Below are 12,959 nucleotides of genomic sequence, written 5' to 3'. Positions count from 1 at the left end.
ATATTCTACGGGGCACCCGAGGGAGGCGACCGCCATGAGCGTCATGCGGAGCGTGCTGCTGGCGATATCCGAGAACCGATGGATGCGCAGCCACGGCCAGAGCCTGTGGTTCGTGAAGCGGGCCGCCCGGCGATTCATGCCCGGCGAGAACTTCGAAGACATGCTCGCCGCGGCAGAGGTGCTGAGGCCTCAAGGCATCTACGCGACGTTCACGCGCCTCGGCGAGAACGTGAGCGACTGGGCCGAAGCGGAGTACGTCACTGGGCACTACCTCGGCGCGATCGATCGGATCAAGGCGGCCGGCATCCCCTGCGAACCCTCGGTCAAGCCAACGCAGCTCGGTCTCGACCTCGACCCAGAACGGTGCTTCGAGAATCTCCGTTCGCTGGCTGCTCGCGCGAAGGCGGCGGGCAGCTACCTGTGGATCGACATGGAACAGTCCCAGTACGTCGAGGCGACGCTCGACCTGACGCGGCGGCTGGGCGCGCAATTCGACAACGTGGGCGTGTGCCTGCAGGCCTACCTCCATCGGTCCATGAACGACCTGAAGGCGCTGCGTGAGCAGGGGATCGGGGTGCGACTTGTCAAAGGCGCCTACAAGGAGCCGGCGACGGTCGCGATGGCGAAGAAGGCAGACGTCGACAAGCACTACTTCGCGCTGGCGGCGGCGATGCTTGAGCCGTCTGGGCGCAAAGCGAGCTTCCGCCCCGTCTTCGGCACGCACGACGTGCCGCTGATCGCTCGCATCCAGGCGCACGCCGAACGGGCCGGCGTCCCGGCGCGCGGCGTCGAGGTGCACATGCTGTACGGCATCCAGCGCGACGAACAGTTGCGCCTCGTCAAGGATGGCGCCAGCGTGCGCGTGCTCATCGCGTATGGCACGTTCTGGTTTCCCTGGTACATGCGACGGCTGGCCGAACGCCCCGCCAATGTCTGGTTCGTCCTCAAGAGCCTCTTCACCTGAGGTTTGAGACGGCGGCGATCAGGCGATCGACGTGGGTCTCATCGTTGCACGCGTGGAAAGACGCGCGCACGGCGTCGAGCCCGCCCTCTTTGACGCTCCGCGCGCGAAGCCGCTGGCCCATCAGCGACGAGGCCACGGAGCCGTTGTCCCGACCCCCGACACGAAACGTGAGAATCGCGGTGCGGCTGTCGGCGTCTGCCGGCGACAGGATCTCGACATCTTTGAGTCCTTGGAGTCCCGCCCGGCAGCGTTCAGCGAGGGCCCTGTTGCGCTGCCACAACGCCTCCATGCCAAGCCCCGAGACGTAGTCCACGGCGGCCTCGAGGCCGTAGATCAGGGCGTTGTTCTGTGTCCCGTACTCGAAGCGCTGCGCGTTGGGCCTGAGCGTCAGCGTCCGCGCGAACAGGTTGCTGCTTTCGTCTGAATAGGCGCCGACCACAGTGGGTACGGCCGCCGCCTGGCGGTCGGGGTGCACGTAGAGCAGGCCCGTCCGCTTCGGTCCCATCACCCACTTGTGGCCGCTCGCCGCGTAGTAATCGGCGAACGTGCGGCTGACGTCGAACGGGACGTGGCCCAGCGATTGCGCGCCATCGAGCGCGAATGTGATGCCCCGGTCACGCGCGAATCGGCCAATCTCCGCAACTGGCATGAGCTGGCCGGTGGTGCACGTCACATGGCTGATGAAGATCAGGCGCGTTCGCGCAGTCGTGACGGCCGCAATGCGGTCGGTATTGCCCCGCGCACGAACGAGATCCGGTTCGAACGTCCGCACCACGCAGCCGGTGGTCCGCATCTTGTGCAGCAATGGAATGACCAGCCCGGCGTGCTCGTGGGTCGATGTGACGATCTCGTCACCCTGCCCGAGCGGAACCGTATTGAGGATGGCGTTGATGCCCTCGGTGGCCGTCGATAGAAACGCGATGTCTTGGCCGCGACACTCCGAACCCAGGAGCGCCGCGCACTTTCCCCTGATGCGCCGCCAGTCGTCTTCGTTGTGCCCGGGAGCGGGATTCTCCTCTTCGCGGTCCATGCGCGCCTTCACCGTGTCGATGACGACGACCGGCGATGCGCCGAGTCCGGCGGTGTTCAAGTACGCGGTGTCGCGGGGCAGTCGGAACTGTGATCTGATGAGCGACCAGTTTGGAGTCTGACTGGCTTGGGTCGAAACGATCGGCGCGAGCGCCGCCGCATCAGCGGTTCCGGACCGCAGCATCAGTGCGCCAGCCGCGCCGCCCAGTCCTTCGAGAAACAGTCGACGTCTCATGCGGCCCTCCTCCATCGAGCAATGCGGCGCCCTACCGAGCAGCGTAGCGTCAACCGCACGGGGATTCAATCGCGGAGTACTCTCGGGGCGCGATCAGTCCCGCACGAGGTGCGTCGTGTAGCCCCTGGCGACCAATTCCTCCCACGCCTCCCACACGTGATCCGGCATCGGCTGAGCAATCTGGAATCCGCGATCCGCATAGACCCGAATCCGCTGCACGTCGCCAACCAGGATGTTGATCACGAGAGCTTTGGGGAGCTCCACGGTGGGGTAGTGGTCGAAGTCGATTGGCGGCGACGATACGAGGACATCGGTGCCTGGCCACCGTTGCCGGAAGGTCGCCAACGCGCGTCGCTCCATATACGGCTTCTGAACGAGGATGACGCGTTGCGGATCGACGCCTCGCTGTTTCAACAGGGCACGGGAGAACGTGATGTTGTCGCCGGTGTTGGTCGAGCGCGCTTCGAGCAGAATGGCAGAGCGTGAAACTCCCCGGGCGGCCGCGACGTCGGCGAACAGCTCGGCTTCGCTTCGATGAAATCGCCCCGAGGTGAGGCGGCCGAGGTGGCCCGAGCAGACAAGCAACGGCGCCAACCCCCGCAGGAACAGATCGGCCGCGTGCTCGGCGACGCGCAGATCGTTGCTGCCAAGCGCCACGATGACGTCGCTCTCGACCAGCGTCTGGCGCAGGAGCATGTAGTTCCACAGTGTGCGGGCGAGAGCGTCGGTGGATGGCGCGTGGGTCATGGCGTGGGCCATATTCTACGTCGCAACGTCACCCCCAGAATTCCGACCGTTTGGCCAGCTTGATCGTCATATACTCACGAGCAGAGAGTTCGAGGAAAGGACGCGCGACGTGGGCACAGAGGTAGCATTCGGGTCCAGACTGATTGAAAGGGTCGCTCGTGTCGATCAAAACGCTCTTCACCATTGGCGCCGTTATTACGGGACTCCTCGGCGTGGCGTGGCTCTTCGCTCCATCGTTCATGTTGGCTGACTGGGGTCTCCCGGACGACGCGGCAACTGTCTACATGGCGCGGCGGTGCGGCGCGATGTTCTTCGGTTACTCCACGATCCTGTGGGTCGCCCGCGGCGCATCAGCCTCGCCCGCGCGCCGTGCCATTGTGACGGGCGGGTTGGTCTTGACGCTGGTCTTGACGGCGGTCACGCTGGTCGGTGTGCTCGGCGGCACGATCGGCCCGAGGGCCTGGATCGTCGTGGTGATTGAAGCGCTCCTTGCCGCCGGCTTCGGGTATCACCTGACCACCGACAGGTCGTAGCAGTGACGACTCGGAATCCACCGACCGAGGTCTGGATCGGCCCCCCCCCGGCTGCCTGTGTCATTCTTCGGCCGCGCCCCCGCTTTCGCTCGCATCGATGGGCAAGTTCTCCGCGGTCTTGGCGCGCGGTGAGCGGCAATGCGGCCTGTGACATTTCTGCGATTATGCCGAGACTCCGTACGTTCTCCGTCCCGGCCACTATATGCTGCTCCCAGAGGTAGCTGATGTCCCTGAATGGCATTCGTGTCCTGCGCCGTCTGATCCTGTCGCCGTCTCTCGTCGCTGGCTTCGTGCTCGCCTTCGGTGTGGCGGCCCCGTCGGCACAGACTGCGCCAGCCCCGAAAACACCACCGGCACCGAATCTCGCCGCTGAGCGGGCCCTTGCCGCGACCGTCTCCGAGCAGCGGATGGTGGAGACGGTGCGTCGTCTCGTGGGAATCGGCACACGCATGTACGGGACGCCGTCGAATCACGAGTCGGCCGCGTGGCTGGCGGCGGCGTTCAAGGAAGCAGGACTCGAGGTGGTGATCCGGCAGGACACGCCGCGCGACTGGTATCAACCGGTGTCGTGGGACATTCGTGCCCTCAGCGACTCTACGCCAGCCGGACGCCCGGCTGCGGCTCCGCTGGTGCTGAAGACGACATGGCCCAACTTCGGAGCGCCGTCAGGAAAGGGCGAGGGGCTGCTCTCGGTGGAGGCCGCGCCAGGAGCCGTGTGCCTGGTCTCCAGCAATCCCACGCCCACCACCACCAGCGGGTGCGTGGCGGTGCTCTTCGACGGCCGCGTCTCCTCATCCGGCTGGCCAAACATCGGGCGGTCGCGCGGTACGTGGACGATTCCGGTGTTCGTTCTGTCGCCTCGTGAAGCAAACCCGATCCGCGAGCGCGTAGCCGCAGGCGAGAAGGTCCGCATTACGTTTGCGCTCGACGCCAAGTCGGGCAACGCGCCCGGAGAGACGGTCGTGGCGACGCTTCCGGGCAAGGATCGTACGAAGTACGTCCTGTTCTGCGCGCACGGCGATTCCGACTCGGGCGGCCCTGGTGCCGACGACAACGCGTCGGGTGTCGCGACGATCCTCGAGATCGCGCGGACCGCCGCCGCGGCCATCAAGGCGGGCAGGCTGGCGCATCCCGCGTGGGACATCCGCTTTGCGGCGTGGGGGGGCGAGATGTCGTCCACGCGCGAGTACTACGCGGCGATGGACAGGGACGCGTCCAAGCTGCAAGCCGTGTTCAACTACGACCAGGCGGGCTTCGGATCGACCAGAAACGCGCTCTACGTGGAGCCAGACGACGTCGCGGTGAACACGGCCGTCATCACGCTGGCGCGGGCCGTGATGAAGGACCATCTCAGCACGCGCGGGTTTCCTGAGCATGCCGCCAGCATCAAGTCACAGGGCGGCACCGACTCCTACGTGTTCCAGAATACGAGGACGCCGGGAGCGACGCTCTATCCGTCAGTCACGCTCTACACCTCGGCATGGGACAAGCCCAACGAAGTGGCGCTCACTGAGGGGTTCCCGCCGCTCAACTGGTACCCCGATGAGAAGCCGGGCAAGATCACGGTGGATGGCGACCCGTTCTACCACTCGGTGGGCGACACGCCGGCCAACACCACCGATACTGAGCCGTCCGATATGGGCTGGTGCGCGCGCGTCGGGCTGCTGAGTGCGTTGCGCCTGATGACGGGCCGTTAGGCGGAGTTCAGGGGTCGAGACGAATGATCGACGGAGTCTCGAGCCAATGACGAGTCCGTAGGTTGCAACCCACGATTACAATTCTGTAAGCTCTCCGAGACTCTACACATAATTTGACCCGACCCCTGAAGGAGATCGCCCGTGTACCAGGTTGCCACGAGATTCGGGATGTACCGCCGACCAGTTGGTCTGGCACTCGCGTTCGTCATCGTGCTGCGCCTTCTGTACGCCTGGCCTGCCGCACAGGCAGCGACCCAGACGCCGACCCCAGCCCAGGCGCAGGCGCCGGCCGCGGGCAAGAAGGCCCTCACCGTCGACGATTACACGAAATGGCGGAGCATCTCTGGCCAGGAGATCTCGGGCGACGGCAATTGGGTGGCTTACGGTCTCTCGTTGACCAACACCCCCACGGCCGATGCCAAGCCGGTTCAGCACGTGCTGAATCTCACGACGAATCAGGACATCGAGATTCCGAACGCCACGGGCGCGAAGTTCTCCGCCGATTCGAAGTGGATCGCGTACTCGGTTGATCCGAGCGGCGGCCGCGGCGGCAGGGGAGGGCGTGGGGGACGCGGTGGAGAGACCGGCGCGACGCCAGCGGGCGGTGACACCCAGGAGGTCGGACAGGGCAGTCCGGCCGGTCGTGGTGCTGCGGCCCCACCACCGCCGCCTCCGCAGCATGTCGACCTGCGCAGTCTGGCCACCGGCGCGATCCAGTCGTGGCAGGACGTCGAGTCGTTCACCTTCTCGGCGGATGCGAATTATCTGCTGCTGCGGCGGCGCGCGGCCGGCGCAGCTGGCGCCGCAGGCGGTCGCGGCGGCGCGGGCAGCGACCCGGGCGGTGCCCCTGACGGCACCCCACCGGCGGCCACGTCTGGCGTGGGAGGCGCGAATGCCACGGCGCCCCGTGGTGTCGATGCCACGCTCTACAGCCTGAAGACCGGGCGCGGTCAACACATCGGCAGCGTCGGCGACATCAGTTTCAACAAGGAGGGCACCCTCCTCGCGTACACAGTCGATGCCGTCCAGAAGGACGGCAACGGACTCTTCCTGATCGACCTGCGCACCGGCCGCGTCCAGCCGCTGGACAACGCGGCGCGCAGCTACAATCGCCTCGCATGGAGCGAAGACGGTGCGGCGCTCGCCGTGCTGAAGGGCGTGGCGGTCGACAAGATGAGCGAGCGCGACAACCTGCTCGTCGCGTTCCCGAATGTGCAGGCGGCGCTCGACGCGGAGCCAGCCGCGGTGACGCTCGATCCCGCCAAGGCGGAAGGCTTTCCGAAGGGCTGGGTGGTCAGCGATCGCGCGACGCTCTCCTGGAGTGATGACAAGAAGCGTGTCTTCTTCGGTATCAAGGAGCAGGTGGCGGCTCCCGACACGACCCGCCGCCGCGGTACCGACGAGGCCGCCGACGTGGACGTCTGGAACACGGGCGACGAGCGCATCCAGTCGATGCAGATGATTCGCGCCGAGCAGGATCGCAACTTCACGTTCCGCCAGGCGTTCGACGTGTCTGGCGCGAAGTTCGTCAAGCTCGCCGATTCGACGATGCGCGACCTCGACGTCGCGCCTGATGGCCGCTGGGCCGTCGGCCGCGACACCCGGGGCTATGTGTCCGACTACAAGCGTGCGGCCGCCGATATCTATCGCGTCAACACCACGACGGGCGAACGCACGTTGATGCTGAAGAGCCAGCTCATCAACACGTCAACTGGCAGCCACACGTTCGGCATTTCGCCCGATGGCCATCACTTCCTCTACTGGAAGGACAACAACTACCAGGACTACGATCTCGACGCGGGGACGTCGCGCACGCTCGGCGGGACGACGGCGGCGAAGTTCACCGACATGGAATTCGACCACCCCGGCCCGCGGCCTTCCTACGGCATCGCCGGGTACGCCAGTGACGGCAAAGGAGTCATCGTCCAGCACCGGTACGACCTGTGGCTGCTTCCGCTCGACGGATCGGCTGCGCGCAATCTCACCAACGGCGTCGGCGCCAAGCAGGAGATCCGGTTCCGCTATGTCCGGACCGAACCGCTCGATCCGCAACTCGGAGGCCAGCCGGGCCCGGGGGGCCCAGGCGGTGGACGCGGCGGTGGCGCCGGAATGCGTGCCACGATTGACCTCACGAAGCCGATCACACTCTCGGCGTACGGCGAATACACCAAGAAGGCCGGCTTCTACGAGCTGGCTGCCGGCCAACTGAAGGAAGTTGTGTACGAGGACGCGGCGTTCAGCAATCCTGTGAAGGCTGCCAAGGCGGACAAGTTCCTGTTCACTCGTCAGACGTATGTCGAGTTCCCGGACCTGCGCGTTTCGGATTCGAACTTCAAGGATGCCAGGAAGATCACCAATGCCAACCCGCAGCAGGCCGAGTACCTGTGGGGTCATCGGCTCCTGTTCGACTTCAAGAACAAGGACGGCGTGCGGTTGCAGGGGATTCTCTCGATTCCCGACGACTACACGCCCGGCGAGAAGCGCCCGATGCTGGTGAACTTCTACGAGAAGAATTCCCAGAACCTCAACCGCTACAACGCGCCGAGCTACCTCAGCAGCATGGGCTCGTCGCCCATCCAGGCGGTGAGCGAGGGCTACGTGACGATGATGCCGGACATCTACTTCCGGACCGGCGCGTCGCACAGCGACATGCTCGAGTGTGTTGAGGCGGCCGTGCGGAAGGTGATCGAGATGGGCTACGTCGATCCGAAGCGCATCGGGATCAACGGGCACAGTTACGGCGGCGAAGGCGCGGCCTTCATCGGCACACGGTCGAGGCTGTTTGCCGCGGTCGGAATGGGCGCGGGCGTGACCGACCTGACCGTGGACTTCAACCAGAACTGGGGCTGGTCGTACCAGGTGAGCGGCGGCAGCGGCGCCAACGGACACGACTACTATCTCTTTAGTCAAGGGCGCGAGGGCGTGTCACCGTGGGACAAGCCGGAGATGTACCGGTTCGAGTCGGCGCTCACGCACGTGCCTGAAGTGACGGCGCCATTCCTGATCATGCACGGCACGGCCGACCCCACCGTGTCGTTCACGAACGGGCTCGGCTTCTACAACGCGCTTCGTTACAACAACAAGAAGGCCGTTCTGCTGGCCTATCCGGGTGAGGGGCACGGCCTGCGAGGCATGGCCAACCGCAAGGACCTGACGATTCGCTACTTTCAGTTCTTCAATCACTATTTGAAGGGTGCCCCGGCGCCGAAGTGGTTTGCCGAGGGCGTGCCCTTCCTTGAGAAGGACGCGAACCGAGACCCGCGAACGGTCAAGTAGCGGTCCGGCTATACTGAAGGGATATGTTCAGACACTCCTGCCGCGTTGCGTCGGTCGTTGCTCTGCCGTTGTTGCTGGCCGCGTGTTCGTCTTCCGGCAGCCGCGCCGACGGATCGTCGGCTGGCAGCCAGTCTGGCCGGGCCGGTGGACGTGGAGCTGCCGGCCCTGTGCCCGTCGTCACCGCGCGCGTCGAGCAGCGGGCCGTGCCGGTGACGCTCCAGGTTGTCGGGACGGTCGAGGCGATGTCCAGCGTGCAGATTCGATCCCAGGTGACGGGCCAGTTGAGCGCCGTTCACTTCGCGGAGGGCCAGGAGGTAGCCATCGGCCAGCCGCTCTTCAGTCTCGATTCCCGGCCGTTTCTGGCGACCGTGCAGCAGGCTGAAGCCGTTCTTGCGCGCGACACGGCGACGCTGCAGAACGCGCGGGCCCAACAGGCGCGAACCGAGACGCTGTTCAAGCGCGGGCTGATTCCGCGCGATCAAAACGACACTCAACTCGCCGGCGTCGAGTCCTCGGCTGCCACCGTCGCGGCTGACAAGGCCGCACTCGAAGGTGCGCGGCTGAACCTTCAGTATACGGACATCAAGTCCCCGATCAACGGACGGACCGGAACACTCGGTGCGCACGTTGGAGACCTGATCCGGGCCAACGACACGACGGCGCTCGTCGTCATCAACCAACTGTCGCCCGTCTACGTGACCTTCGCCGTCCCCGGCCGCTACCTGACCGACATCCGTCGCTACCAGGCGCAGAAGCCGCTTCCGGTCACCACGGCCGGGCCCGCGCCATCGGACCCGATCGCGCCGGCCGAGGGTGACGCGAGCGCTACGCCTCCAGGGACTAGCGGCTCAACCGGGGAGGCGTCATCGCCAGGCGCCCCCACGGTCTCTGCCCGGGGCGTCCTCAGTTTCATCGACAACATGGTCGATTCGACGACCGGGACGATCCGTTTGAAGGGGACGTTCCCGAACAGCGATCGCCAGTTGTGGCCGGGCGCGTTCGTGCAGGTGACACTTCAACTGACCACCGAGGCCAACGCGCTGCTCGTGCCCGCAACCGCCGTTCAGATGTCCCAGGACGGCCAGTTCATCTACGTCGTGAAGCCGGATCGCACGGTCGAAATGCGGCCGGTCAGGGTCGACCGGCAGCAGGGTGACGCCGTCGTTGTGGCCGAGGGACTCTCCGCCGGAGAGGTGGTGGTGACCGACGGGCAGCTTCGCCTCACGCCTGGCGCGAGCGTGTCGGAACGGACCGACGCCAACGCGGGCCGCGGGCCGGGAGGCCGCCCGGGCGGAACCCAGACGACCGGCAACGGCGGCCGGCAGGGCAGCCGGTAACCTGAGGACATCATGAACGTTGCGGAACCCTTCATCCGTCGCCCCGTGGCGACGACGCTGCTGGTCTTTTCGATCCTGATCTTCGGAGTGATGGGCTACCGGCTGCTGCCGGTGAACGATCTGCCGACCGTCGATTTTCCGACGATCCAGGTGAACGCGAATCTGCCGGGTGCCAGTCCCGAGACGATGGCGGCCTCGGTCGCGACGCCACTCGAAAAGCAGTTCTCGACCATTGCGGGCGTCAGTTCCATCAGTTCCAGCAACACGCAAGGCGGCACCAATATCACGATTCAGTTCGACCTGAGCCGGTCGATCGACGCGGCGGCCCAGGACGTCCAGTCGATGATTGCGCGGGCACAGCGACAGCTGCCGCCGGGGATGCCCTCGCCACCGTCGTTCCAGAAGGTCAATCCCGCAGACTCACCGGTGCTGTTCCTGACGCTGAGTTCGTCCACGCTGCCACTCTCGCAGCTCGATCGGTATGCACAGAACCTCCTCGCGCAGCGCCTCTCGATGATCACGGGCGTGGCGCAGGTCAATGTGTTCGGGTCGCAGAAGTATGCCGTGCGCGTCGATGTCGATCCTCAGCAGCTCGCGTCCAGGCAGATCGGCATCGACCAGGTGGCGCAGTCGATTGCCTCGTCGAACGTCAACCGCCCGACCGGGACGCTGTACGGGCCCGACCGCAACTACGTCATCCAGGCCGCAGGACAGCTGCTGAACGCCGAAGGATACGCCTCGATCGTGGTCGCGTATCGGAACGGGAGCGCGGTCCGTCTGGACGAACTGGCGCACGTCTACGACGGCGTCGAGAACGAGCGCAACGCCGGCTGGTACAACGGGTCCCGGACGATTTACCTCGCGATCCAGCGGCAGCCTGGCACCAACACTGTCGAAGTCGTCGAGCGCATCAAGGCGCTGCTTCCTCAACTCGAGCAGCAGCTTCCCGCATCGGTCCAGCTGAGGGTCCGGAGCGATCGGTCGGTGCCGATCCGCAACTCGGTCGACGACGTGAAGTTCACGCTGCTGCTGACCGTGTGCCTCGTCGTCCTCGTCATTTTTCTGTTTCTGCGGAACGTGTCGGCGACGATCATTCCCAGTCTCGCGCTGCCGTTCTCGATCGTCGGCACCTTCGCGGTGATGTACGTCTTCGGCTACAGCCTCGACAATCTGTCGCTGATGGCGCTGACGCTCTCGGTCGGGTTCGTCGTCGACGACGCCATCGTCATGCTGGAGAACATTGTCCGGCACATGGAGATGGGGAAGCCGCGGCTGCAAGCCGCGCTCGACGGCTCGAAGGAGATCGCGTTCACGATCATCTCGATGACGCTCTCGCTGGCCGCCGTCTTCATTCCGGTGCTGTTCATGGGCGGCGTCGTCGGCCGGCTGATGCACGAGTTCGCGGTGACGATCGGTGCGGCCATTCTCGTGTCCGGGCTCGTGTCGCTGACGCTGACGCCGATGCTCTGCAGCCGGTTCCTGAAGGCGCCCCACGCGATTCGGCATGGGCGTTTCTACAACGTGATGGAGCGGATGTTCGACGGGTGGCTGAGGGGCTACTCGTGGTCGCTGCGGCAGACCATCCGATTCAAGGGCACCACCATGGTGGTGCTGGGGTTCGTGCTCGCCGGCACCGTGTATCTGTTCACGATCATCCCGATGGGGTTCATTCCCAGCGTGGACACCGGCCAGCTGAGCGGCCAGATTGAGACCGCGCAGGGACTCGGGTTCGAGGCCAGCGTCGCCCGCGTCAAGGACGTGATGAACGTCCTGGCAGGCGATGACAACGTCGCCGGTTACACCGCGAATGTGTTCGGGTCCGGCGGCCGCCTGAACGTGGACCTCAAGCCTCGCGCCGAGCGATCGCTCGACGCCGACCGGGTGATCGAGGCATTGCGGCCGAAGTTCGCCCGCATCCCGGGCATCAGGGTGTTTCTGACCAATCCGCCGGCGATTCGCATCGGCGGCATGATGACGCGCAGCCAGTATCAGTACACGCTGCAGGATCCGGACACCGAGGAACTGTATCGCTCGGCGCCGCGGTTCGAAGGCGCGCTGCGATCCATCGACGGTATCGAAGACGTGACGTCCGATCTGCAGATCCGCAACCCGCAGATCACCGTCGATCTGGACCGCGACCGGATTGCGACGCTCGGCCTCACGGTGGACCAGGTCGAGTTGGCGCTGACCTCGGCGTACGGATCGCGGCAGGTGTCGCAGATCTTCGCGCCCGACGATCAATACCAGGTCATCCTGCAGGTCGCGCCACGGTATCAGCGCGATCCCGCCGCCTTGTCCATGCTGTACGTGCAGACGGCCGCCGGCAAGCTCATACCGCTCTCGACCATCGTTTCCACGCGTCAGACCGTTGGACCGCTGTCGGTCAACCACACCGGCCAGCTCCCGTCGGTGACACTGTCATTCAATCTACGGCCGGGCGTCGCGCTGGGCGACGCGGTGGCGCGTGTGCAGGCCGTCGCTCGCGACACGCTGCCGGCCACCGTGGCGGGCAGCTTCCAGGGCACGGCGCAGGCGTTTCAGGATTCGATGACCGGCCTGGGGTGGGTACTCGCGCTCGCGATCTTCGTCATCTACGTGGTGCTCGGCATCCTCTACGAGAGCTTCATCCACCCGCTCACCATTTTGTCGGGCCTTCCCGCGGCGGGCTTCGGGGCGCTGCTGACGTTGCTGCTGTTCAAGCACGATCTGAACATCTACGCCTTCGTCGGCGTCATCATGCTGGTGGGGCTGGTGAAGAAGAACGGCATCATCATGATCGACTTCGCGATTGAGGCGCGGCGCCGGGACAACCTGAGCGCCAGCGAGGCCATCTACGAAGCGTGCCGCGTCCGCTTCCGGCCGATCATGATGACCACGGGGGCGGCGCTGATGGGCACCTTGCCGATCGCGCTCGGCTGGGGCGCCGGTTCCGAAGCGCGGCGGCCGCTGGGCCTCGCGGTGGTGGGCGGCCTGATTGTGTCGCAGACGCTGACCCTTTTCGTGACGCCGATCTTTTACATCTACATGGAGCGGTTTCAGACGTGGCTGGATCATCGGAAATCCGTGAAAGCGTCGGCGCTCCCGGCACTCGGCGTCTCCGCCGATGGTCCCGCAAGCGGAGTCTGAGGACGCCAACCCCGC

The 12,959-nt window shown here is 65.5% G+C and carries 8 protein-coding genes; 6 read left to right on the top strand and 2 right to left on the bottom strand.

Translation table 11 applies throughout. From position 1 onward, the window contains the following. Positions 1-34 precede the first annotated feature (34 nt). Entirely contained in the window at positions 35-964 is a 930-nt protein-coding gene (locus tag NTV05_05820; GenBank protein ID MCX6543915.1) for a proline dehydrogenase family protein, read from the top strand. On the opposite strand, the gene NTV05_05815 is transcribed toward NTV05_05820, so the two are convergent. Together NTV05_05815 and NTV05_05810 are read right to left on the bottom strand one after the other, a co-directional pair. Further along, positions 957-2,228: an aminotransferase class V-fold PLP-dependent enzyme gene (locus NTV05_05815; protein MCX6543914.1), complete on the bottom strand. Its 1,272-nt coding sequence runs from the start codon at positions 2,226-2,228 to the stop codon at positions 957-959. The genes NTV05_05820 and NTV05_05815 overlap by 8 nt on opposite strands. Positions 2,229-2,321: 93 nt before the next feature. Further along, entirely contained in the window at positions 2,322-2,975 is a 654-nt protein-coding gene (locus tag NTV05_05810; GenBank protein MCX6543913.1) for a YdcF family protein, read from the bottom strand. 158 nt (positions 2,976-3,133) lie between these two features. On the opposite strand from NTV05_05810, the gene NTV05_05805 reads away from it, so the two are divergent. The 5 genes from NTV05_05805 (at position 3,134) to NTV05_05785 (ending at position 12,944) form a co-directional block, all read left to right on the top strand. After that, positions 3,134-3,508 carry a hypothetical protein gene (locus NTV05_05805; GenBank protein MCX6543912.1) on the top strand — a complete coding sequence of 125 codons (375 nt, stop codon included), beginning with the start codon at positions 3,134-3,136 and terminating at the stop codon, positions 3,506-3,508. A 224-nt stretch (positions 3,509-3,732) separates the two neighbouring features. Then, positions 3,733-5,205: a M28 family peptidase gene (locus NTV05_05800; GenBank protein ID MCX6543911.1), complete on the top strand. Its 1,473-nt coding sequence runs from the start codon at positions 3,733-3,735 to the stop codon at positions 5,203-5,205. Positions 5,206-5,373: 168 nt separating this feature from the next. Beyond that, positions 5,374-8,481, top strand: a complete 3,108-nt coding sequence (locus NTV05_05795) for a prolyl oligopeptidase family serine peptidase (GenBank protein ID MCX6543910.1) — start codon at positions 5,374-5,376, stop codon at positions 8,479-8,481. 23 nt (positions 8,482-8,504) lie between these two features. Then, a complete protein-coding gene (locus NTV05_05790) occupies positions 8,505-9,818 on the top strand; it encodes an efflux RND transporter periplasmic adaptor subunit (protein MCX6543909.1) in 1,314 nt (437 codons plus the stop codon). Between the two features lie 12 nt (positions 9,819-9,830). Beyond that, positions 9,831-12,944 carry an efflux RND transporter permease subunit gene (locus tag NTV05_05785; protein ID MCX6543908.1) on the top strand — a complete coding sequence of 1,038 codons (3,114 nt, stop codon included), beginning with the start codon at positions 9,831-9,833 and terminating at the stop codon, positions 12,942-12,944. The last annotated feature ends 15 nt before the right edge of the window (positions 12,945-12,959 follow it).

Source organism: Acidobacteriota bacterium (assembly GCA_026393755.1).
Classification (GTDB): domain Bacteria; phylum Acidobacteriota; class Vicinamibacteria; order Vicinamibacterales; family JAKQTR01; genus JBAXOX01.
This window is presented reverse-complemented; position numbering and strand designations above follow the sequence as displayed.